General features: G+C 43.4%; 20 protein-coding genes and 1 pseudogene. 10 read left to right on the forward strand and 11 right to left on the reverse strand.

Annotation, left to right across the window (positions count from 1 at the left end; translation table 11 throughout):
* Positions 1 to 146: 146 nt before the first annotated feature.
* The 6 genes from ACIFO6_RS15330 to ACIFO6_RS15355 form a co-directional block, all read right to left on the reverse strand.
* Positions 147 to 665, reverse strand: a complete 519-nt coding sequence (locus tag ACIFO6_RS15330) for a hypothetical protein (protein WP_430041618.1) — start codon at positions 663 to 665, stop codon at positions 147 to 149.
* A 428-nt stretch (positions 666 to 1,093) separates the two neighbouring features.
* Positions 1,094 to 1,606, reverse strand: a complete 513-nt coding sequence (locus ACIFO6_RS15335; RefSeq protein ID WP_430041620.1) for a hypothetical protein — start codon at positions 1,604 to 1,606, stop codon at positions 1,094 to 1,096.
* A 220-nt stretch (positions 1,607 to 1,826) separates the two neighbouring features.
* Complete coding sequence (locus tag ACIFO6_RS15340) at positions 1,827 to 2,180, reverse strand: hypothetical protein (protein ID WP_430041622.1); 354 nt, start codon at positions 2,178 to 2,180, stop codon at positions 1,827 to 1,829.
* A 990-nt stretch (positions 2,181 to 3,170) separates the two neighbouring features.
* Positions 3,171 to 3,902 carry a hypothetical protein gene (locus ACIFO6_RS15345; RefSeq protein WP_430041624.1) on the reverse strand — a complete coding sequence of 244 codons (732 nt, stop codon included), beginning with the start codon at positions 3,900 to 3,902 and terminating at the stop codon, positions 3,171 to 3,173.
* Between the two features lie 597 nt (positions 3,903 to 4,499).
* Complete coding sequence (locus ACIFO6_RS15350) at positions 4,500 to 4,679, reverse strand: Spo0E family sporulation regulatory protein-aspartic acid phosphatase (protein ID WP_430041626.1); 180 nt, start codon at positions 4,677 to 4,679, stop codon at positions 4,500 to 4,502.
* Between the two features lie 229 nt (positions 4,680 to 4,908).
* On the reverse strand, positions 4,909 to 6,306 hold the full coding sequence (locus ACIFO6_RS15355; RefSeq protein WP_430041628.1) for a helix-turn-helix domain-containing protein: 1,398 nt from the start codon (positions 6,304 to 6,306) through the stop codon (positions 4,909 to 4,911).
* Between the two features lie 178 nt (positions 6,307 to 6,484).
* Between ACIFO6_RS15355 and ACIFO6_RS15360 the strand changes: the two genes are divergently transcribed.
* The 7 genes and pseudogenes from ACIFO6_RS15360 (at position 6,485) to ACIFO6_RS15390 (ending at position 14,798) form a co-directional block, all read left to right on the forward strand.
* Positions 6,485 to 6,916, forward strand: coding sequence for a hypothetical protein (locus tag ACIFO6_RS15360; RefSeq protein ID WP_430041631.1), 432 nt, complete (start codon positions 6,485 to 6,487; stop codon positions 6,914 to 6,916).
* Positions 6,917 to 6,952: 36 nt separating this feature from the next.
* Positions 6,953 to 7,399 carry an AbrB/MazE/SpoVT family DNA-binding domain-containing protein gene (locus tag ACIFO6_RS15365; RefSeq protein WP_430041713.1) on the forward strand — a complete coding sequence of 149 codons (447 nt, stop codon included), beginning with the start codon at positions 6,953 to 6,955 and terminating at the stop codon, positions 7,397 to 7,399.
* 298 nt (positions 7,400 to 7,697) lie between these two features.
* Positions 7,698 to 8,999 carry a serine--tRNA ligase gene (gene serS / locus ACIFO6_RS15370; protein WP_430041634.1) on the forward strand — a complete coding sequence of 434 codons (1,302 nt, stop codon included), beginning with the start codon at positions 7,698 to 7,700 and terminating at the stop codon, positions 8,997 to 8,999.
* Between the two features lie 479 nt (positions 9,000 to 9,478).
* On the forward strand, positions 9,479 to 10,585 hold the full coding sequence (locus tag ACIFO6_RS15375) for an AAA family ATPase (RefSeq protein ID WP_430041636.1): 1,107 nt from the start codon (positions 9,479 to 9,481) through the stop codon (positions 10,583 to 10,585).
* A 3-nt stretch (positions 10,586 to 10,588) separates the two neighbouring features.
* Complete coding sequence (locus ACIFO6_RS15380; protein ID WP_430041639.1) at positions 10,589 to 12,868, forward strand: S8 family peptidase; 2,280 nt, start codon at positions 10,589 to 10,591, stop codon at positions 12,866 to 12,868.
* Positions 12,869 to 12,995: 127 nt separating this feature from the next.
* Positions 12,996 to 13,114, forward strand: a pseudogene (locus ACIFO6_RS15385) (IS30 family transposase); the annotation flags it as partial.
* Positions 13,115 to 13,259: 145 nt separating this feature from the next.
* Positions 13,260 to 14,798 (forward strand): family 43 glycosylhydrolase, encoded by a 1,539-nt coding sequence (locus ACIFO6_RS15390; RefSeq protein WP_430041641.1) that lies wholly within the window; start codon positions 13,260 to 13,262, stop codon positions 14,796 to 14,798.
* A gap of 104 nt (positions 14,799 to 14,902) precedes the next feature.
* On the opposite strand, the gene ACIFO6_RS15395 is transcribed toward ACIFO6_RS15390, so the two are convergent.
* From ACIFO6_RS15395 to ACIFO6_RS15415, 5 genes are all read right to left on the reverse strand, one after another.
* Positions 14,903 to 15,613 (reverse strand): GntR family transcriptional regulator, encoded by a 711-nt coding sequence (locus ACIFO6_RS15395; protein WP_430041643.1) that lies wholly within the window; start codon positions 15,611 to 15,613, stop codon positions 14,903 to 14,905.
* 203 nt (positions 15,614 to 15,816) lie between these two features.
* Positions 15,817 to 17,226: a glycoside hydrolase family 1 protein gene (locus tag ACIFO6_RS15400; protein WP_430041714.1), complete on the reverse strand. Its 1,410-nt coding sequence runs from the start codon at positions 17,224 to 17,226 to the stop codon at positions 15,817 to 15,819.
* Positions 17,227 to 17,299: 73 nt separating this feature from the next.
* On the reverse strand, positions 17,300 to 18,628 hold the full coding sequence (gene celB / locus ACIFO6_RS15405; protein ID WP_430041644.1) for a PTS cellobiose transporter subunit IIC: 1,329 nt from the start codon (positions 18,626 to 18,628) through the stop codon (positions 17,300 to 17,302).
* An 85-nt stretch (positions 18,629 to 18,713) separates the two neighbouring features.
* Positions 18,714 to 19,046 carry a PTS lactose/cellobiose transporter subunit IIA gene (locus ACIFO6_RS15410; protein WP_025684654.1) on the reverse strand — a complete coding sequence of 111 codons (333 nt, stop codon included), beginning with the start codon at positions 19,044 to 19,046 and terminating at the stop codon, positions 18,714 to 18,716.
* Entirely contained in the window at positions 19,039 to 19,356 is a 318-nt protein-coding gene (locus tag ACIFO6_RS15415; protein ID WP_044644206.1) for a PTS sugar transporter subunit IIB, read from the reverse strand. Before ACIFO6_RS15415 ends, ACIFO6_RS15410 begins: the two co-directional genes overlap by 8 nt.
* A 224-nt stretch (positions 19,357 to 19,580) precedes the next feature.
* Here ACIFO6_RS15415 and ACIFO6_RS15420 point away from each other — a divergent pair, with 224 nt between their 5' ends.
* The 3 genes from ACIFO6_RS15420 (at position 19,581) to ACIFO6_RS15430 (ending at position 22,653) form a co-directional block, all read left to right on the forward strand.
* On the forward strand, positions 19,581 to 20,093 hold the full coding sequence (locus tag ACIFO6_RS15420; RefSeq protein WP_430041647.1) for a hypothetical protein: 513 nt from the start codon (positions 19,581 to 19,583) through the stop codon (positions 20,091 to 20,093).
* Positions 20,094 to 20,346: 253 nt separating this feature from the next.
* On the forward strand, positions 20,347 to 21,429 hold the full coding sequence (locus ACIFO6_RS15425; protein ID WP_430041649.1) for a hypothetical protein: 1,083 nt from the start codon (positions 20,347 to 20,349) through the stop codon (positions 21,427 to 21,429).
* Between the two features lie 105 nt (positions 21,430 to 21,534).
* Entirely contained in the window at positions 21,535 to 22,653 is a 1,119-nt protein-coding gene (locus ACIFO6_RS15430) for a WG repeat-containing protein (RefSeq protein WP_430041650.1), read from the forward strand.
* The last annotated feature ends 14 nt before the right edge of the window (positions 22,654 to 22,667 follow it).

The raw sequence follows: 22,667 nt of genomic DNA on the forward strand, positions 1-22,667 counted from the left end.
TTAATCAACAGACGTGATATAAAGCTTATTAATTGGTTGATATATCTTCCTAGGCCAGTTTTCTCAAACTACAACGTGAACCCTAAGAAACAACGTAAAAAAGCTCCAGACCTTAGGCCCAGAGCTTTCTTTGTTTAGGTCAGTTATTATTTTGCGTCCGAAGGCAATGAACTGGCTGCGCCCCAAATTTCCACATTAACTTTGTTTGTACCACCCCGGAACTGAATTGTATATCGTCCAGAACGCAAACCGTCCGAAAATCCCGCATCAGTACTTCTCCAAACTGTTTCACTGTTTTTGCTGATTGTCTTGCTGTCAACATACACTTTACCAGAATCGTTGTGCTGTACAGTAAAATCAACCGGGGCATTAGCATAATTTCTAATGCGCAATTTAACATGCCCAAAACCCTTAGGAACCTCGAAGCTACCCGGTGCAGTTGCACTTCCCCCTACAGTAAAGTTAAAAGAATTCCCCACGCTCTGAGGAGTTATGACATGGTCACCAGTAGTTGTTGTACCAGTATCTCGGGTCGCCTTAGTGGATGTGTTCGCCGAAATCTTATCAGGATGAGGTACTGCTGCATCATTTTGTGCTGCATAAATGTTAGGTGTACCTACAACAAAAAGCAGTAAAGCAGCAATAATAACCGCTATTTTTTTCATAATATTTCCTCCTGGTCATATATTTACATTATAATGATAACATTCACATCTGTTTTACAGGCGTTTTATCACACTCATAAAGGAGAGAGAACATGTATTCCCTGAGTGGCACCATTGCTTTAATATCAAGCATGTCTATGTTTTGGCTTTTATACTATTTAAGAGTCACCCATTCCGCAGGATTTAATGATGCTTTTTACTTATTTCCACTGATCTTAATTGTTCTTTGTATTTATTTTTATTGGAAGGATCATGATGAAAAAAGTAGGTCATCCAGAGAAATAGAACAACGGGTATAGCTCAGATCTGAGCGTTTTTCACAGAAAAAAGGAAGAACCCTAAAGGATTCTTCCTTATAAGACTAATACTTTTTCAGGAGAGCAGATGAAGGTTGGGGCTTTCTTTGCTTCGTTACAGTAGCCGTTAAGCTATCTGATATCCGCAGGCCGTGAACCGGCAATTCCATTGAATTCCGCATTAACGTTATAATCGCCACCACGCCATTGAAGAGTGTAGCTTCCTGAACGCAAACCGTCTGTGTAACCTTCATCAGTACTTCTCCAAGTAATTGAACTGCCAGGCGAGATTCTTGTTCCAGAGATGTACTCTTTACCTGAATCATTGTGCAATAAACTTACTCTAACTGGATAACTAGAGTTATTTTTCAGAGTAAGTTTAACATGGCCATATCCTCTAGGAACATCAAAGGAACTTTGGACCGTTGCACCTCCTTGTACTCTACTGCCGAAAGTATTTCCGACGTTTTGAGGAGTTACTACATGGTCACCCGTAGTTGTTGCACCAGCATCTTGGGTCGCTGTAGTGGATGTATTCGCAGAATCAGTTGCTTCTGAATCTGCAAAAATTGCACTTGATATGGCAGCAGCCCCTAGTAAACTAACAGATAAGGCTGATGCAATCAATAATTTGTTCTTCTTCATAGATTATTTCTCCTTATATTAGATAAAACGAAGCAACCTTCGCTTGTCGCGTTTTACTTAAAAATAAATCTTTGTATTACGCTACTACCAAATTTTTCGTATTAGCTAATATCTTTCGGGTATTGACCTGACACACCCCATGTTGAGACACGCACAACGTCGCCGCCAGCTCTCCATTGTATTTCATAATTTCCTGAGCGTAGCCCTTGTGAAAAAGAATCTAAGCTTTTCCAGGACAATTCACCGCCAGCGCCCACTCTCTTAGTAATGTATTGTTTTCGACTATCCGTATGCACTGGCTAAAAGTAATGGTTGAATTACCTTTGTTTTTCAAATAAATTTTAAGATGCCCGTATCCACGATCTAATACAAAACGTGATACCGGGTCCTTTCTGTCAAACGTGTCATTAAAAACATCTCTTCCTTTTTGAGGAGTTATGACATGGTCACCAGTAGTTGTTGTACCAGTATCTCGGGTCGCCTTAGTGGATGTATTCGCCGAAATCTTATCAGGATGAGGTACTGCTGCAACAAAAAGCAGTAAAGCAGCAATAATAATCGCTATTTTTTTCATGATATTCCCTTCTGGTCATATATTTACATTATAATGATAACATTCACATCTGTTTTACAGGCGTTTTATCACATTTCATAAAGGAGAGAGATACATGTATTCCCTAAGCGGTACCATTGCTTTAATATCAAGCATGTCTATGTTTTGGCTTTTATACTATTTAAGAGTCACCCATTCCGCAGGATTTAATGATGCTTTTTACTTATTTCCACTGATCTTAATTGTTCTTTGTATTTATTTTTATTGGAAGGATCATGATGAAAAAAGTAGGTCGTCCAGAGAAATAGAACAACGGGTATAGCTCAGATCTGAGCGTTTAGATTTTCACAGAAGAAGGGAAGAGTCGTCACGTGAGCATGGTTTCACTAAAAGTTTGCAACACGGCTTCTTTTTTACCAGCTTTGGTCTCCCGTGTTGGCCAAAATATTAAGTCATGACTTAATGTATCTTTCAGGTATATGAGATCAATCAATAGCAAGGTTCCATCTTTTTTCTTGCAGATGATCCTCTCTTGCGTTTCCTCATCTGTTGACTGACCATAAACTACTTCATTTTGACTGAAGTTTTTTTTACAAACAATCCATCCTTCGTTTTGATTCTGTCAGGATGACTGGGAGGGGTAAGAGAAGTGATGAATATTGATAATCTCCAAAAGTTGATGTGCGCAACCTTTTGGATTATAATAATCATGTTTATATTTTTTGGATTTATTACATAAAATTATAAAGGGTGATGACAATGAATAGGGCCGCGATAGGAACAATATTTTGTTTTATATCTGCTATATTGTATTCTTCTTACTTTCTTAGTGCATCAATTATAGGAGCCGGAACGTTAAATCCTAATTATAATGTAACGTTTGATTCTCTAAAAGTTTTTGCCGTAATAGCTTTGATTATTGGAGTAGCTTACTTAGCTGTAAGTGAATATGAATATTTTAATAAAAAGAAGAAGGACTAGTCCTTCTTCTTTTACATTATCAATTAATTACTATAGCTTAGTTTCTACTACAGTGATTACACCTTGTACTTTACCACCCGCAAGTTTAACAGGGGTTTTGATTGTAACATTACGAATGCGCTCTAATACCGTATCCACATAATTATAACCAACTAGGTCTCCTGTAACTACTTTATAAAAAGGGGTAAATTGTAGTTTCGCTTGATATCCAGGCTTAACAGTTAGAGAACTAGTATAAGTATAGGAGTCAGTAGTTGACCATCCACCTCCTAGAACTGAAGTTACTGCGTCATTCCATTTAGTGGAAACGGTCATATTCGCACTCCACGTATAACTTTTTGACCAACCTACCGTTTGGGTTACTGTGGTAGTTTTGCTTTTATTTTTAATATAGTCAGTTACATCGCTTTTCATAGCTACTTGTAATTGTTGAGGATAATATACGGACTGGATTAATTTACGCTTAGAAACAAAGTCAAGGCCAGTATCAGCCATTGGACTAATCCTATTTCCGCCATCATAAACTTGAGCTGTGACTGTCTGTGGCTGTTCTTGAGAAAGAAGTTTTTGATACTCATTTAACGAAATTTCTTCCAAACCACTATCTGTAGTTAAGTAGGCTTTAACTACTTCGGGCTGTGAAGTAGCTGACTCACTAACAGCAATATTAGAATTAGTTACCTCAGCATTTGCAACAGATACAACTGGAACAGAAAATAGAGCTACCGATAGAGCAATCAACGCAAAACTTTTCTTTTTCAAAGAAATCCCTCCAAATAATATTATTTTATAGAAACTTTTTTTGCATAGAAACTCACAAAAAAAGTGACTAACAATGCTAATAAACATGTGAGTATGTAATCTTATGTAATCGAGCAAAAAATAGAGTGAAGAAAATTGCATGTGAAAAAAATTTCAAACATATTGCATTATTATTATATTCTTTTATCAATGGTAATTATTTCACACGATTTCTGTTTTTCTACGCAAATGTTCAATAATCCCCTATAAATGAATCCCCTCTCCTAGATAGCTAACCTCACAAAGCTTTTAACAAGCTTGCATTGCCATTTCCTTTAGGTCAAAGGATAGGTTTTATTGGTCATTGGTTGGTTTTTGAAATTAATATATGCATTAACTCTTACCTTATCACCCCAAAATTTATTACATTTTATGACATGTTATTGTATTTTTCTTTTAAAAAAGCCATTATATAGAATGATTATACTAGTTAGATGAGAGGAGGAATAGTTTTGCATAAACGGCATCTGTTTTATTTACTTGAACGAAACCAGGCGTCATGCTAAGGCAAGAAAAACAATGTAGCTGATGTGGCTTTGAAAGCATGAGGATGTTTGGTTATATCGGTTGGGTCAGCTTCTTGGTCTGAAACATACGGTTGTACTGATTAATCAGTTCATCCAACAACATAGACTGTTCAAGCACACAGGCATGTCCGAAACCATACTGTTTGTACAGATCATGCAATCGTTGCCGGGCATCTTCCAACTGTTGATTTAACGTTTCATCTGTATTCATATCGCATTCCCTCCTAATGTATCTCATTTTAGGATGGAATGTGGAAATATGAATTGCTATTTTACCAATCAAAAATCAGAAAAATATAGCGAAAAAAGACCAGCGGATAGGCTGGTCAATGGTAATGAAAAAGTGCTTGGATCAAGCTCCACCAACGTGTTCCTGCGGTTTGAATATGCCCAAGGTAGGGTCTTTAGCCTGAACTGGTAGTACGAGTACCAGTACAAAGCTAATTGCTGCCAAGAGCAAAGCCATCTTTTTGATCATTTTCTTTCCACACCTCCTGGTAAGTAGAATGATACTGAGCCAATATTTCAGGAGCGGCATATGCCCTGAAGCAGTCAAATAAACCTGCACAATTGGCAATAAGTAGTACATGATTAATTGTACCAGCTTTTTCTAATGCGTTTATTAAACATTTGAAACCATATGAATATCTACCTTTATTTAGGCTGTATTTAGCCATCTTGTACCAAAAACGTGCATACTGCTGCGGTAAGAATTGTTGTGTGTACATATCCGTAGATGAAACTTCCTGATATGCAGTAATTTGGGGTTCAAAGCGTCGAAGGATATGATCCACATCAATATGATAACGATTGGCTGCTTCAATGACGTTTAAGAGTTCGTTGAAAATATATTTTTCGCCTGCCATATACTCTACATAATTCGGCAGGACACTCACATCTCCTGACATCAGCTTGTTCACATACGTATTAATTTTCGCCCATCGCTGAAACTGACCCAACCAATGGAGTGTATCAGGATCACTTTCCTTAACCCAGCTTAGATCAGCATAACCTTGAAGGTGTACTAATGCCTGCTCATGATCTCCCTTGGCATCACAGGCATTAGCACACATCAATTCGGCGTAGGCTATGTATACAAAAAGCGGCCTACTTAGCTTCTTTTGTGGTTCTTTTTCCTTGCGCCCAGAGTTATGAACCAAATCATATTGAACCTGTCCTAATTGTCCCATCTGCTTTGCATACTTATACACCTTGTCCCACTGGCTCAATGCTCTGTACACATTCGCTAAATCTTTCAGCGCATCCAGTTGGTCGGCTTCATGCAAACGATGGACAAACGATTCAAATTTGGCGGCGGCGTCCATATTGCGATTCTGATCCTTTCCGATCGCAAGGGTGAACAGGCGATATTGGCAGATCGCAAGTCGTTCCGAATGCTGCTGTTTTTCGCCCTCAGCGACATTCTCGTATAGGTAAGCCGCTGCTTCCCGATAATCTTGTTTAAAACAATCCTCTGCTAATGCAAAAAGATAAGGAAGATAGCCCAGATTATCCAGCAGCACACTTACTACTTTTTGCAAACAGTCTACGCGCTGAAACTGCACACATCGGTACAAGAACGGGCTAATTCTTTTCCAGTTCAGCGGTGCATCTATCACACTTTCTTCAATATATCTTTCATAGAAATGGTCTGCTGGTAAATTCATTCCTAACGTAATGCGATCCAGCTGGTGCACCGAAATGGTACGATTACCCGTTATAATACCGCTCACCGTACCCGGATTCATGCCAGCAATATGTCCAAACCCGGTCATGCTCAAGCCTGCTTGTTTGAGGTATCTTTCTAATTCTGCTTTAATCTTGGGTGTGATTTCCATGAATAACCACCCTTTCAGCGTGAACTTTAATATGATACACATTTTTTTAAAAAATATATTCTGGAAACTTATAATATGATAAAATTTTTCACTACTCCTGATGGTACCACATTTTGGAATAACAATAAATACTTCTATTTTATTGCTTTTTATCTTGGTAATAGGAGGTCTTTTGGCAATGCCTCATGTAAAAATGACAAGAATCTTAGACCCTACAGGGCGCTTGGTCATTCCCAAGGCAATCCTGTATACATGCGATATTTTTCACGGTCATTCTATTGAATTTTTTGCAGATGAAAAGACGGGTACGCTATTACTACAAAGATACTACGGGCAGTCTTGTCATTTTTGTCTCTCTACCAAAGAATTAAGTCACTTCAAAGGCTTTCTCATATGTAAAAATTGCAGCTATATGCTCAAGACTGTATCTATGCGTGTACAAGTCTTTCAACCCAAAGAGATCATGGCCCATCTTCTCTTAGATCTATATGAAAGCCATCCATATGCTACACAACAGCAATATGCTGGCATGTTGGGTATCTCAGAAGCTCGCATAAGCCAGCTCATACAACAAGTGTTCGATCAGGCAAGTGCCCAACTGGAGGAATGAGCTTGGCCAAGACAGATGAAGAAGGAGGGGATCATGATGAAGAACACAGGTATGACTCGATCTTTAGATCAATTAGGCCGAATTGTTATTCCTAAAGAAATGCGGATGTCTATGGGTATCCATATTGGCGATCCTTTAGAATTTTATATGGATATTGAAACTGGTTTTTTAAGTATACGAAAGTATACCGGGGTTGCCTGTAACCTATGTAATGCTGATGAAGATCTGACCTATTTTAGAAACTCACTTTTATGTAAAAACTGTATACAAGAGCTAAAAGGAAATATAGGCGTTAGTCGCACTCCTGCTCCAATGGTTAAGAAACCTGCGTACAAAGGAAAGCGAGTCAACCAATCATCACAGCAATTAGCTGAGCGTCTAAGAAAAATGGTACATGAACATCCCCATGCCAAGCAGGGAGAATATGCACAATGGCTTGGCGTGTCACAAGGCCGTATATCACAGCTTAAAAAACTGTTGTAGCTTGATTAACCCACCAAAAATCCGTATACTAACAAAAAAGCAAACGACATTACGCCCGTGAAGAGCATCCAACTCGGAGGCGTTTACGCCAAGGAACATACATGAGTGTACGATATGAACATGTATTCCTAAGTAAACCGGACACCCGCCCGTTATAGCGGAGCAAAGTGGATTGGAGAGTCATGACATCTGTCATGCTGTCCGGTCAATTTGGGTGGCACCGCGAGATTAGAGCGCTCCTCGTCCCATGTGGATGAGGGCGCTTTTTGTATTTTTATCCGAAAAGGAGTGCGGTGTCATGTTGGATATCAAGTGGATCAGAGAACATCAGGAACAGGTTCAGGCAGCAGCAAATGGAAAAGGAATACAGGTTTCGGTTGCAGAGCTGCTCACCCTGGATAACCGGAGAAAGCAGTTGCTTCAGGAAGTGGAGCAGCTCCGCCAGGCACGGAATCAGTGTAGTCAGGATATTGGCGCACTCATTCATGCCGGGAAGAGCGATCAGGCGGAAGAAGCCAAGCGGCGGGTCAAAGAAATTAACAAACAGTTAGACCGTCTGGAAGCACCACAGCGGGAAGTGGAGGAGCAGTTTCAACAGCTCATGCTTCTGGTTCCTAATATCGTTTCACCCGATACACCACTGGGTAGATCGGATGAGGATAATGTAGAACTAGAGCGGATCGGTACGGTCCCCGATTGGGGATTTGAGCCACGCGATCATATGGCGCTCGGTCAGCTTCACAGCCTGATCGACGTTACCCGTGGCGTCAAAACAGCTGGAACCCGTAACTACTACCTGACTGGAGCCGGAGTCTCGTTGCACCGGGCAGTACAGCAGCTTGCTGTGGATCTGCTGACCGAACGGGGCTTCCAGCTGCTGGATGTTCCGCTGATGGTACGCACCGAGGCGATGCACAGCACCGGCTTCTTCCCGCTCGGGGTGGATCAGACATACCGTATCGCAGGAGAGGATCAATGGCTCGTCGGTACCTCGGAGGTTCCGCTTGTCTCGTATTACAGCGGTGAAATCGTGGACGTTACGGACCCCATCCGGTTGGCAGCCGTGTCGGTATGCTTCCGTAATGAGGTCGGCTCGGCTGGTAGAGATGTACACGGACTGTATCGTGTTCACCAGTTCGCCAAGGTCGAGCAGGTGGTGATCTGCGAAGCCAGTCTGGACGCTTCGGAGCAGATGTTTCTGGAGATTACGCACAATGCGGAAGACCTGCTTCAACTGCTGGAGCTGCCTTATCGCAAAATGGCCGTCTGTACAGGCGACATGGCGCAAAAAACGTACAAGCAGGTGGATATTGAGACATGGATGCCCAGCCGACAGGCTTACGGCGAGACGCATTCGTCGTCCCAATTGCTTGATTTTCAGGCGCGGCGTTCCAACATTCGCTACCGGGATGCGAGCGGCAAGCTGCAATATGCCTACACGCTCAACAATACGGCAGTTGCCTCGCCCCGGATTTTGATCCCGCTGCTGGAGAATCATCAGCAGGAAGACGGTTCGATCCGTATTCCAGAGGCTTTACGCCGATACATGCCGCAGCAAGCAGCGTTTCTGCGACCTTCCGGTCAGGACCGAACAATCTGACGATTACCGACATTTATGTAACACGAAATAACTGAATAAGGATAATCAAAACAGGGCGAAGGAATCCAACCTTCGCCCTGTTGCTGTGAACATTCATAAATATTAAATATATCAAATGGTCTTCTCTGCATTGGATCAAACCACAATGGAGTAAGATACAGTGAACTTACACTGCTAAAAACCCTACAACGAGATATAGAAAATAGATTATTGGGTAGAAACATTCCGTCTCTCTCATAATCGTATAATAACTATATTTTTACTTTTTACAATTAAATAACCTTTTATATATGAGTGATGCTAAAAAACCATTTAATACGAACACTGGTGTCAGGCCAAGCCAGAACAAATCACAATACATAAATAATTCGATGGAAATATCATTTAATGTATTGATCGAATTTCGTTGACTATAAACCATGTATAATCTATAATTTACATATTCGATGTACAATTAAATATTTGAGGTGTGTGAATTTATGAAGGCAATCCTTAGCATGATCCCCCAGTTGATACGTGCATCTTTTGAAAATGACATGCGAACAGTTGAAGCCGCTGCCCTCACTTTAATCCGAAAATTAAAAAAAGAAGAGCCCGCAGCTGCCGAAGAAATAGCAAAGGCACTTTCCTATTATGGGGTAGGCGCTTCCGTATCACGATCAGTTGGTATTGATCCACCTCCAACTGATCGTGATACTTTTATGTCTTTGGCTCGAGTGGAAGAACCCATTGCAAATGAACCTAAAGTCGTTTTGAGCGAAGAAAACTCCCGGCATATCGATGCTTTTATCCGAGAGCGATCCTTAGCTAACAAATTGCTGGCGGCTGGTATTAAGCCCCCAACTAGTCTTTTGCTCTATGGCCCTCCTGGAGTAGGAAAGACTTATCTAACTTCTTTGCTCTCTCACAAATTGAATCTCCCGCTAATTACCTTAGACTTGGCATCTTCAATATCAAGTTACTTAGGAAAAACTGGGCAAAATCTAAAAAAAGTGATTGAATACGCCCAAAGTTCTCCCTCTATTCTATTTCTTGATGAGTTTGACGCTGTAGCTAAACGCAGAGACGATCCCGGAGATTTAGGCGAGTTAAAAAGAATAGTTAACGTTCTTCTAAAAGAGTTGGAAGACTGGCCAAGTCATTCAATTGTTGTAGCCGCTACAAACCATGCAGATTTGTTGGATAAGGCCATTTGGAGAAGATTTGATGCGGCCTTGGAAATAGGACTACCTGACCTGAAGGCAAGAAAAACGCTTTGGTTACATTACTTAGGAAATTATATGGAAACGCTTGATGAGAAGTTCTCTTATGTTCTTGCAGAAGTGACATATGGAAGAAGTGCAGCAGATATTTCCCAATTATCAGAAAGAATCATCAGACAAATTATTGTTGATGACAGTGAACCCATAGTCGCGATTATCAATCATTTAAAAACAGTTAGCGAAGATAGCAAGTTTAATAGCTTATTTGCAAAAGCCGCTAAGGAATCACTCGGAAAAAAAGTTACTCAAAAAACCATTGCCTCTTGGCTTGGTATCAGCCCTTCAACATTAAGTCATCACTTAAAAGTCAATAAGGAGGAATAAGACATGCCTGATGAAGATCAACGCTTTTTACCCATAATTGGTTATGGTGAGAACCTTATAGAACCGGTAAAACCTGCAAATGGATATGGTGAAACTAGTTTTCCTAGGACTTATTCTGAAGCTCGCCAACGAGCTAAAGAACAAATTTTAAATTTGAGGAAAAATATTGATAACATCCCTTCAGAAAAACGGGTAGAAGAAATTGTTGTTACATTTAGATTGAATCATAAATTTCTCGCTAAATCATACACTCCCAACACTTTATTTAAAGATATAGATGTTGAGAACATTGGTTCTAGAAGATGGTTTTATTCTGAAGAGGATAACGCAGATGAATCCAATTATAGCAAGATGCATTTTGTACGTGCCACCCCTGCTAATCTTGACAGACTAGAAGAGATTTTAGATCAAAATGAGGCTGTAACAAAAGAGGCGTTTAGAAAGGATTTACAGAAAATCGAAGATATTTCTTTACTCTCCCCAGAAGAAGTGATTGTTGGGTTTGAAGAAAATTGGGAACACGGTAAAGTTGAAATGGTCCTGCATCCATTTGAAAGCGAGACTGATGTTGCCATAGAAAAATTCAAAAGAATTCTTGCAGAGCATGGCGTCCCCCCGGAATCATTAAGAATAAAAAATTATACTAACGGCCCTACATTTATAAGTGGGAATCTTAATAAAAAAGCATTAGATGCGATTAATGATTTTAATCCCTTAAGAACAGCGCATCCTATACGGATAAGTTCTTTTCCTGAGATGCGAACAATAAGTGTTGAGCCGTATGCACCTGAGCCTGCGAGGGGTAACACAAGATCGTCTATAAAGGTTGGGATATTCGATGGTGGTGTAGACCCAACTAACCCATTACTAGTAGATCATGTTCACGATAATAATGTCTTGGATACCGAGCCAATAAATGAGGGGATAGCACACGGTACAGCAGTAGCTGGATGTATCCTCTATGGACCTTTGAATCCATATGGACGGGGTTCTCAAGTACCTCAGCCACTCGTGTCAGTTGAAAGCTTTCGTGTGCTACCATTAAATGATCCTAATGATTACGAACTGTATGAGGCAATCGATATAATCGAAAGCATCGTGCCTGCCAGGCATGATATAGATGTCTATAATCTATCTTTTGGGCCTCACGGACCTATCTTGGACGATGACATTTCCAGATTCACCTATGTACTTGATGACTTAGCCTGGAATTATAGAAAACTTTTTGTTGTCGCAGTTGGTAATGGCGGGGACCTAGAGAAGCCTTTTAACCGCATTCAAGCTCCTTCCGATATAGTGAACGGGCTTGGAGTGGGAGCATTCTCATATGATTTTTCTAGCGGAGAGATTATCAGAGCTTCTTACAGCTCGATCGGACAAGGACGAGAAGGTTGTAAGGTTAAACCAGACATCTCTAGTTTTGGCGGAGATGAGAACAGGCCAATTCATCTAGTTTCTAGTATTCACGGTCAAAAACATCTCAGTATGGGGACAAGCTTTTCAGCTCCAATCATTTCTGGAATGGCAGGAGAAATTTTAGGGCGCTGTGATAGATTCGATCCGTTAGTTGCACGAGCGCTACTAATTCATTCTGCTAACAACCCTAATGGGATATGCAATGAATTTGGCTACGGATTTATCGATCAATCTGTGGAACAGATTATGAACTGTTCTGATAAACTTGTCACCCTTGTCTACAGTAGTTCAATCCTCCCAGCGAATTTTGCAAAACTTCCGATTCCTTATCCTATAAACGCCAGAGATGCGGGAATGGTTGATGTTAAATACACAATTGCTGTCTTAGCTAAGGCAAACCCACTACATGTCGAAGATTATACTGAATCAGCAATAGAAGATACATTTTATCCTCATGATAAAAAATACCGTTTTACTTTAAACAAGAAGCCTTTGACCAGGCACATACACGAAGATGAAGATGAAATACAACGTCTTTTAGAACAAGGGTATCAAAAAAGCCTGCTTCCTGTATCCAGAAGTCCTCATAGTTATCAAACTGAGCAAGCAAGACGCGGGGAACTGAAATGGGACACTGTCGTTCAACGCTGGGATAGAATGAGGGCAACTTCATTAGAAAATCCATTTTTGGTCCTTCACGGAATGGGGCGTAACAGCGGGAATGATAGAATGGATTATGCTGTTATTGCAACAATATCTGCCCCCAAATATGTAGGAAGTTTGTATGAAGACATCCTTAATGAGTACAAGCAGTTACAACCTGTGCAATTGCGTGCAGCTAATGAAATATTAGTCCCTATAAGATAAATCACCTATGAAAAAGGACCCATTAAAGCTTACGGGTCCTTTTTCCAATCATTGTACATGGTGAATAGATCTTTCAGTTCTCAGATTCAATTTTCTTCCAAGTATTTCAAATGGTCACCCCTCCTAATCATTTCAAACGGCTACGGCTTACCTAGGCAAGGAGTTTGCCTGTTATGAAGCCTGGAAGCCATTCATGGCATACAGGTGTACTTCGCTGATCCGTATTCCTCCTGGCAACGAGGCTCCTATACGGCATTGGTAACGCCGCAGTAACAAAAGACTTCAATTTATTCCACTTGTAAACGCTTCCAATTAAGATAAAATTTAAGGTGAGGTGCCGGACAATCCATACTGGCCCATTCTATCCGTATTAAGGGAGGCAGATGATATCGTGAAGTGGATCAACAACAGCAAATGGCTGGGCGCATGGATATGCATCATACTTGCAATGGTCGGTACAGGGCTTCAACCGAATGCAGCGCATGCCGATACGACAAGTGTGACCCATGCAACCTATGGAGTCGAAGCGCTGAATGGTTGGGATACCATTCATGCTGATGCAGCACGATCGCTGAACGCAGCAGCAAGCACAGCTATTACAAACGGAACGGATTGGAAGGATACCGCAGGTAATCCGATTCAGGCCAACAGCGGCAATATTCTAAAGGTAGGCTCCACTTATTACTGGTACGGCGAGCATGCCGAGAACTGGAAATTTGAAAAAGTGAACGTATATACCTCAACCGACCTGAAAAATTGGTCCTTCCGCAGCACTATTCTCAGCAAGGATTCCGCCCCTGAGCTGAATTCCAGCAAAATCGAGCGTCCCAAGGTCATTTATAACCAAGCAACTGGAAAATACGTGCTATGGGCGCATTATGAAAATGGTACCGATTATTCGCTGGGCCGCGTAGCTGTTGCTACCAGCGATACACCGGACGGAGCTTTTGTCTACCAAGGCAGCTTCCGTCCACTGAATTATGAGTCCCGCGATATGACCGTATTCACGGATACGGACGGCAGCGGCTACCTCGTTACCGCTTCCCGCAAAAATGGCGGCGCCAACGATACGATGGCGATCTTCAAGCTGACCGACGATTATACGGGCGTGCAATCGTTCGTCGGTTGGATTTTCGAGAATGGCTACCGTGAAGCCCCTGCTGTTGTGAAAAAGAACAACACCTACTATCTGTTTACCTCGCAGGCATCCGGCTGGTATCCGAATCAGGGTGCTTATGCAACCGCCAGCTCCATGACTGGAAGCTGGTCTGCTCTTTCGCCCTTCGGTGACCCGGCAGCCTATGGTTCGCAAATCCACTCCATCGCCACGATTACAGGCAGCGCAGGAACCAGCTACATCTATATGGGCGACCGTTGGAATCCGCTCCATCTGAGCGACCACAAATTTATATGGCTACCACTGACCCTGAATGACTCCAGCACAACGGCAACGCTGAACTGGTACAGCAGTTGGGATTTGGATGCCGCGACAGGCAACGTGATTCTGCCTTCGCTTGTGAATCACGCGCAAGGCAAAACAGCGACTGCTAACTCAGCCGCATCCGGCTCTCCGGCTTCACTGGCGAATGACGGCAACGCCCAAACCTCGTGGAAGGCTGCATCTGCATCCTGGCCCGCTTGGTGGCAGGTTGATCTCGGCAGTACGAAGACGATCAGCGAAGTGGATATTTCATGGTTTATGTACAAAGGGTCTGAGGCGTATTATAAATATAAAATCGAATACAGCACCGATGGAGCTAACTATTCCACCATTGACCGCACGACCAATACCGCGTATGGCTTTACCAGTGACAAAGTCAATTTTCAGGCACGCTACGTACGAATCAATCTTGTAAATGCAGTGTTATTTAATAACCCGAACAACTGGTATACCCCGACCGTGCATGAAGTCAGATTGCTTGACAATTAATTCGCTTCATTAAAAAGAACATGGCAGGAAAGCACCCACATAAAGGAGGCCTCTACTGCCATGTTTGTTTTTTTTCACACTACTACTCGCTCCCCACATACTTATCAACGCATCCGGTTCACTGTGGTGAACACAAATTTATCGTACCGATGCCGCGAGAATGAGTATTCGAACGGAATACCCGTATCCAGATATCCCACCTGTTCAATTTCCAAGATTGGATCATCCGCTGCACAGTCCAAATGCTCCCGATCCAGCTCTGTCGACTTGGACGCGCGAATGGTACGATGTGAACCGACAATATTAAGGCCCAGCTCATCCTTAATATGTTTGTACACTGAGCCATACAGCACCTGCTCGGTAATACCGCTAATCAGCTTCGTGGGCATGTACGTGCGCTCGATAACATAGGGCTCACCCTCCACAACACGCAGACGGATCACATGATACACAGGAGAATTGGCATCAATAAATAGATGAGCCGCTACTTCCTCGGATGGAAATTGAACGTCAAAGGCTACGATTTTATTTTTGATTTCTTTCCCGCGCAGCAGATTGGTTAACCCCAGCATTTCATTCACGACGACATTAACAGGACCATTGTGAACCGACTTGACGATAAAGGTCCCGTGCCCTCTTTTACGATTCAACAGCCCTTCCATCACCAACGTATCCAATGCCCTCTTAATCGTCATCCGACTCACCTGAAACTCATTTGCCAGCGAGATTTCATCGGGAATCGGATCATCACCGCTATAGGTTTTATCCATAATCCGCTGTTTGACTTCTTGCGCAATCCGCTCGTATTTATTCATCAGTCTACCACCTGTACTAAAAATTGTTTTATGTCAGCATTTTACCAAAACATCGGTATCGCTGGTTCATTTTATTCTGCAGGCGGGACGTTAAGGTGTTACGGTATGAAGTAAGTATACCGAACATTATACTTTCTCACCAGCGGCATACAACATAGTCCATTTTCGGTGATGAAGAAAAAAAGGCGGTCCAGAGGACCACCTTAAAATCCGTTATTTTCGATCACCTGCTTGAACCAGTGCCCACTTTGTTTAACGGATCGTTTACCTCCGTCCTGCAGGTCGACAGATACAAAGCCATAGCGGTTTTTATAGGCGTTCGACCAGGACCAGTTGTCCATAAACGTCCACAGGTGATAGCCTTTCACATTGGAGCCCTCCGAGATCGCCCGTTGAACCCATTTTAGATGCTCACGGATAAAATCAATGCGATAGTCATCGCGGATCATGCCCTGTTCATCCCTGAATTTTTCCTCACCCTGAACGCCCATCCCATTTTCCGAGATAAAGCATTCAATATTTCCGTAATTCTGTCTGACATTGGTCAGGATATCGTAAATGCCCTTCTCATAGATCTCCCAGCCCCGCATCTCATTCATCTTGCGACCTGGCATCACATAATAATCAAAGTAACGTTCCGGTACAAAAGGCGCATCCGGGTTCGGCAGACTTTCGCGGGCCTTGACTCTGCGCGGCTGATAATAGTTAATGCCCAGCAGGTCCACAGTGCCCTGACGTATAATCTCCCGATCCCCTTCTTCCGTGATGGGTAAAAATTCCTCTTGGCGCAGCAGGTCCACGAGCAAAGGATTAAATTCTCCCGTCACAGATGGGTCTAAAAAGGAACGGTTAAAGAACGCATCGCATATCTCAGCGGCCTGCACGTCTGCCGGATGCTGACTACGCGGATAGGTTGGCGTCAGGTTCAAAATAATGCCGATTTTGCCCTTGTAGCCTCCCTTTCTGTATGCCTGAATGGCACTGGCGCTCGATAACAGGGTATGATACCCCACCTGTACAGCTTTACGGAAATCCACTTCATTCGGATAGTGGAAATCGTATAGATAGCCGCCTTCCACCGGGACAATTGGCTCGTTATGCGTAAACCATTTGGCTACACGATCCCCGAACAGCTCGAAGCAGATATTGGCATAATCCACATATGCTTCGACCGTATCCCGGTTCACCCAGCCTCCCTTTTCCTGTAAAGCCATCGGCAAATCAAAATGATACAGATTCACGAACGGCTCTATATCGGCCTGCCGTAATTCTTCAATGACGGCATTATAAAATTGAACCGCCTGCTGATTTATGGCACCTCTTCCCGCCGGAAACAAACGCGACCAGGAAATGGAGAACCGGAAAGAGTTGTGACCAAGCTCTTTCATGAGTGCAATATCTTCTTTGTAACGGGTATAGAAACGGGACGTTTCCGCAGGACCGACCCCGTCATAGAAACGGTTCGGCTCCTGCTCAAACCAATAATCCCATATGTTCGGTCCTTTGCCGTCTCCCTCCACGGTTCCTTCTGTCTGGGTAGCCGAAGCTGAGGAACCCCACCAGAAGTCGGATGGAAAAAGGTATGAAACGGTTTGCTTCTCTGTATCTTTCATTTCGGTATGATTCACAGCTCTACTCCTCTCTCTTTTCCAATGAACAAGCTGCTAATCCAGCAGCTCATTCACGTTACATTCCAATAGTTTGATCCTTACCTGCAATGGCTGCTTGGCCAAGCTCCTCTTCCTGCTCTTTACGAACGTTTACCCGGTCAATAATTTTCAGGAACGGGAACCAGATGATAAAGACGACAGCCATATTAAACAGTTGCAGCAAGCCACCCATCAGAGAGCCCGTACCCATCATTCCACTAAAGAACAATGGCATCGTCCAAGGAACCTGTATCCCGTTTGGTGGCGGTACAATCCCGGTGGACATGGCAAAGTACGTAATCAGTGTAACGATCATTGGAGAAATGACCCATGGGACAAAAATCAGCGGGTTCATCACAATCGGAAGACCGAATATGACGGGTTCGTTAACATTGAACAAGCCCGGTCCAAGGGCCAGCTTACTGACCTGCTTCATTTGCTTGCTCTTAAGGAAGAACAGAATCGAAAGCACCACGGCCAGGGTCATACCTGTACCACCGATACCTACTGTATAAATATCCACAAACTGCTTAGTGATAATATGCGGCAGCTCCAAGCCTTTGGAGTACGCTTCATAGTTTTCCAGTGCCAGCGTATTCCAGATCGGGTCCATGACCGAGTTGATAATAATCTGACCATGTAGCCCGAAGAACCATAAGAGCTGGACAAAGAAAACAGCAATCAAGGTAGGAATAATGCCACTGCCCAAATGCACCAGCGGTGCCTGAACGGCATGATAAATCAAGTCATGCAGATTATTGTGAAGCGTCAAAGTGACCACTACGTTGATGATCAAAAATATGCCCAGTGTAATACACGCAGGAAGCAACGCGGCAAAAGACTTGGCAACCGCTGGCGGAACCCCTGGTGGCATTTTAATAACAATCTTTTTCTGCGTTACCTTTCGATAAATCTCAGCTGCGATAAAGGCGACAATCATACCCAGGAACATGCCCTTGGCCCCGATCCGATCCATCGGAATGACACCAGCAATCGTGGCACCGCTTTCTTGAGTCAGCACGAACGGAGTCAGCATCAGGAAGCTGGCCAAAGCGATCATGCCGCCAAATATCGGTTCGACCTTATAACTTCGGGATAGATAATATCCGATCCCCACGACCACGAATAGGGTCATGATGTTCAGTGTTGCATTAGGCGCAATATTCAGCAGATTCTGTAAAGTCGTCAGATTGCCCTCGCCCATCCACCCTTTCAGAAACGGCAGATTAATAATAACGACGATAATGGAACCGAAAACCGTTAATGGAAATGACAACATAAATGCATCACGCAGTACAGTAAGATAGCGGTTGTTGTTCAGTTTACCGGCAATAGGTATTAAAATTTGGCTTAATTTTTCAAACAAAGCCTATTCCTCCCCGCGAAGTAACTTGCATCAGGTTTGTTGTGAAATTTTCATGTCCCTAATTTCACAAACTCTTGTGTACAGATTATAAATTTCTGGATTTGAAAAGCTCTAGCAGCTCTTGAACCAGATCCTTCATAGTGACCGTGGACATGAGATGATCTTCCGCATGCATCAGAAGGAGCGACAAAGGAGTTGGGGTTCCTCCGGCTTCATTCTTCACCATTTGAAAATGAATATCATGCGCAGCCCGCAAATCCTGCTTCGCCTGCTTAATGAGATCGTCTGCACCTTCCGTGTTCTCATTCCGATATTCGCTCAGTGCTTGAATCACTTTACTGCGAGCGCTTCCACTATGAAGAATAAGTTGGAAACTAATTTGCTCTTCCGTCAGATCGGCTATGTTGACTTTATCCATTTTTACGCTCCACCAGCTTCAAAGCCTGTTCATAGACTTTTTTGCCGTCCACCAGTCCGTACGCCATCATGTCGATCACTTCTACATGGATACCGTATTGGGCAGCTTCCTTTTGCAGCTGTCCTTTAAGAAAACTCATTTGCGGGCCAATCAATACCGCGTCAGCATTAGCCATGTCCTCTGTCGCCTGATCTTGACCTACTGCCCAAATTTCAGCCTCGTCTCCAATAGATTTGGCATAATCCTGCATTTTGGTAACCAGCAAACTTGTAGACATACCTGAGCTACACGCCAGTAAAATTTTCTTCATGATTGTTCCTTCCCTTCAAGGTCTGATTGAATGCTAACTACTAGAAAACGTTTACAAGGTAATTATAAATCCGCTTTTTAAATTTGTCTATACATTTAATTTATATGTATAGACTTTTTTTAAAATGACAATTTGTCCTGCTTTATTTTCAAAATGAATGCGTCGAACTCTTTTAGACGAAGAATGAAAGCGATTGTATTACATTGGATTTTTCAGACGAATGGGTGAAGCATATTGTGGAGTACGCCATCTGGTGGGACTACGAAATCGGTCACCTCTACGAGTTGGAGCATGTGTGGGTCTATGTCGGGCATGATGGCGAGGTCGTAGACTGCAAAGCCAGCTTCCATGGCAGGGTGCTCAAAGGGCTGCTCAAGGACCGCAGTAATCTACTAAACGATACGCATGTGCGTCTGTACTCTCAACCGGGAAAGCACGCCTTCTCACCGATCACGGACATTTTCGAATTATTGCCTGACCTGTACACCAATGCGAACGAACGCGCCGGCGTGGGCGGGCTGCTGACGAACGAGCTGTTCCACGGCCTGATTGCCACGAACGATGAGATTGATGGACTTGTACGGCGCCATCTCCAATCGTTGTCCTTCGTACCCGCTATGGAATTTGAGAAATATTACTTTGCACCGGAGCTGTTCATACCTTGGTCTTCACTATTTCGCATCATACCGGAACGAATGGAAGCTCGTGTACAGGAGCTGAAACGTCAATATTTGTAGGTGTTAGTAGGACAGGCAGGTATTCTTCGAAGAAAGAGAGAACTGTATATCATCAAGTTTGGAAAAAAATAAAGATACTGGAAGCTCATGAGCATCACCACCAGCAGCGATGTCAGGCAAGGGCATCCTGTAACACGTGTGCAAGCCGCATCAGGAAAGGAGTCGTAGACGTAAACACCTTTTTTACATGTATTCGCGGGGAAGAATCTCCATTGGAATTAAAAATCTCAAGAAACGAAGGAGTGTGTTTATCATGTGGACAAAAGGAAGTAAAGCATTAGCAGCGGTTATCATTCTGGGGGCGACCCTGATCGCACCCGCTGTGGCTCCATCCAAGGCAGCAGCAGCGGGTCTGAGCGCCTCCGAGCAATCCAGACTTGCGGAATACTGGTCGCCTGTGCTGTATCAGGATGTAGGTAACAACCCTGAAGGGGATATTCCGATTCCCGTAAACTTTGACGGCGACTGGTCAGGGCTAAACAACTGGGATAATATCGGCAAGTATGCCAAAGGCAGCAGCTTACCCTTGAAGCCAAGCGTGTATTGGTCGGTCGTGGAATCAGATACCCACTATTTCATTGGCTACGATCTGTTCTACGCTACACATGATCCACGAGGGACGCTGGGCGATCATGAAAATGATATGGAAGGCATGATGTTCACGATCCGCAAGCCAGGCACAGCCAAAAAAGACGGCACCAAGGTGACCCATCCGAACGGCGAGCTGGAATTGGCTTTGATGCCGAGACACGCCAAGCTGGGCATGTATGGCCCTGCCAACAAGGCGGTTCAATATGATCCGGGCATGAGCTCCGTTTACTATGACAGCAACTTTACCACCGAAACGAACGCCTTCGGCACCCATCCCTTGGTATACAGTGCGCAAAATGACGAGTCCTTCCTCGAATCGGACGGTGATTTTGGACACGCGCTCAAGCCTTACAACGGTAAAGGGGCCAAAGGCAAATCCGGCTACGTCTTTCAGGCCGGAGCTCCGGTGAATCTCAACGCCTCCGGTGGACAGCTATGGGACTCCAAAATCGGTAATTTTGACGATAGCAAGCGTATGGGGTACGAGTTGATCCCGCTGGAAACCTCGCTGTGGCCGCTGCGGAACGATTTTACGTTGGACCTGTGGAGCAGCTACGGCACGTTCAAGGGCGACAATGGCCGCGCCAACGCCGCCGATGCGCCGTGGGGCTGGAGCTTCGAGAACTATCGGGATTTGGGATCTGGTCGGATGCTGTATGACCCTGCCTACCTGGTGGATAAGCTCTTTGACGGGTTGGGTGAATTTTCGTTGACCTACCGCACCAATCCGTACAGCGGACAATAAATGAATATGTCATTCTAAAAATTAGAAAAATTTAGAATTGTAAGAAACATTCTTACATATGATTCGTCTATATTATGGTAAATCAACTTGCAAAGGAGCTTATGCATGTTAAAAAAGTTTGGATTAGCGATATTGATTCTATGTACCAGCGTTACCTTTTCCGGGATAGGTTCGGCTGCTCCCAGTAGTGCAACAGCCATTGAAGTTTCTAAAACATCGCTGGATTACAACGTTGCTCGGCCCGAAAGCGATGGTGCTTTTCATGATGGCTTATTAGCCGCTGAAACATCCGCTGGAAATCTTGTGTTTTACAATACCAAAGGGGAAAAAGCGTTCTCTCTCCCCGCCGAGCTTAAACCCATTGGTGATTTTCATGAGCAACGAGCCGTTGTGAAAAATACAAAAACCAATCTCTATGGGTACATGAATACCAAAGGAACAGTGGTCATTCCTTGCCAATATACCGAAGCTAATTCATTTAGCGAAGGAAAGGCCAAGGTCACCCTAGCCTCTACCAAAGAAAATGTCATTATTGATCGTACAGGAACAATCCTTACTCCATTGAAAGAAAATGTTCAATCAGAATATCTATTATCGGACGGTCTAGCGCTTGCTTACGCACCCAACACAGGCAAAATCGGTTTTGTTAATGCTTCCGGTCAATTAGCGATCCCCTATAAATACAAATATAGTCGCAGTTTCTCGGATGGCTTGGCTATTGTGCAGGATAGCAAAGGACTGTACGGATATATAAATACCACAGGAAAGGAGGTTATTCCTCTCCAATACAAATCGGGAGGAGACTTCTCGGAAGGGCTGGCTCCTGTACAAAATGCCAAGGGAAAATGGGGCTACATGAATAAACAGAGGAAAGTCGTGATTCCCTTTACATTTTCCGATGCCCAGGATTTCAGTGAAGGCTTGGCGAGTGTAAAAAATGCGAAAAACGAGGTCGGATTTATTGATAAAAGCGGAGCATTGGTCATTCAATATCAACAAAAATATGATGTCACATTCCCGTTCAAGGAAGGTATTGCTTTAGTGGGTAAACAAGCAAATTCATCTGTCTCAGACGGAAAATTCGGTTACATCAATCGTCAAGGCCAGTTGCTGACCAAGCTTGAGTACAGGGTGGAATCCTCCTCCTTCTCCAATGGCTATGCTGTTGCTTTTATCAAGCCAGGCAAAGCGTTCATTATATCCAAACGTTCCGTTTCAAAATAAAAAAGGCGGCCCCG

This window comes from Paenibacillus sp. NRS-1781 (genome assembly GCF_050467745.1).
Lineage (GTDB): Bacteria > Bacillota > Bacilli > Paenibacillales > Paenibacillaceae > Paenibacillus > Paenibacillus terrae_A.

What these genes read in the sequence shown, in the direction of transcription:
- ACIFO6_RS15330 (WP_430041618.1), bottom strand. Translation starts at nt 665, where the DNA reads ATGAAAAAAATAGCGGTTATTATTGCTGCTTTACTGCTTTTTGTTGTA.
- ACIFO6_RS15335 (WP_430041620.1), bottom strand. Translation starts at nt 1,606, where the DNA reads ATGAAGAAGAACAAATTATTGATTGCATCAGCCTTATCTGTTAGTTTA.
- ACIFO6_RS15340 (WP_430041622.1), bottom strand. Translation starts at nt 2,180, where the DNA reads ATGAAAAAAATAGCGATTATTATTGCTGCTTTACTGCTTTTTGTTGCA.
- ACIFO6_RS15350 (WP_430041626.1), bottom strand. Translation starts at nt 4,679, where the DNA reads ATGAATACAGATGAAACGTTAAATCAACAGTTGGAAGATGCCCGGCAA.
- ACIFO6_RS15355 (WP_430041628.1), bottom strand. Translation starts at nt 6,306, where the DNA reads ATGGAAATCACACCCAAGATTAAAGCAGAATTAGAAAGATACCTCAAA.
- ACIFO6_RS15360 (WP_430041631.1), top strand. Translation starts at nt 6,485, where the DNA reads ATGCCTCATGTAAAAATGACAAGAATCTTAGACCCTACAGGGCGCTTG.
- ACIFO6_RS15365 (WP_430041713.1), top strand. Translation starts at nt 6,953, where the DNA reads ATGAAGAACACAGGTATGACTCGATCTTTAGATCAATTAGGCCGAATT.
- serS (WP_430041634.1), top strand. Translation starts at nt 7,698, where the DNA reads ATGTTGGATATCAAGTGGATCAGAGAACATCAGGAACAGGTTCAGGCA.
- ACIFO6_RS15375 (WP_430041636.1), top strand. Translation starts at nt 9,479, where the DNA reads ATGAAGGCAATCCTTAGCATGATCCCCCAGTTGATACGTGCATCTTTT.
- ACIFO6_RS15380 (WP_430041639.1), top strand. Translation starts at nt 10,589, where the DNA reads ATGCCTGATGAAGATCAACGCTTTTTACCCATAATTGGTTATGGTGAG.
- ACIFO6_RS15395 (WP_430041643.1), bottom strand. Translation starts at nt 15,613, where the DNA reads ATGAATAAATACGAGCGGATTGCGCAAGAAGTCAAACAGCGGATTATG.
- ACIFO6_RS15400 (WP_430041714.1), bottom strand. Translation starts at nt 17,226, where the DNA reads ATGAAAGATACAGAGAAGCAAACCGTTTCATACCTTTTTCCATCCGAC.
- ACIFO6_RS15410 (WP_025684654.1), bottom strand. Translation starts at nt 19,046, where the DNA reads ATGGATAAAGTCAACATAGCCGATCTGACGGAAGAGCAAATTAGTTTC.
- ACIFO6_RS15415 (WP_044644206.1), bottom strand. Translation starts at nt 19,356, where the DNA reads ATGAAGAAAATTTTACTGGCGTGTAGCTCAGGTATGTCTACAAGTTTG.
- ACIFO6_RS15425 (WP_430041649.1), top strand. Translation starts at nt 20,347, where the DNA reads ATGTGGACAAAAGGAAGTAAAGCATTAGCAGCGGTTATCATTCTGGGG.
- ACIFO6_RS15430 (WP_430041650.1), top strand. Translation starts at nt 21,535, where the DNA reads ATGTTAAAAAAGTTTGGATTAGCGATATTGATTCTATGTACCAGCGTT.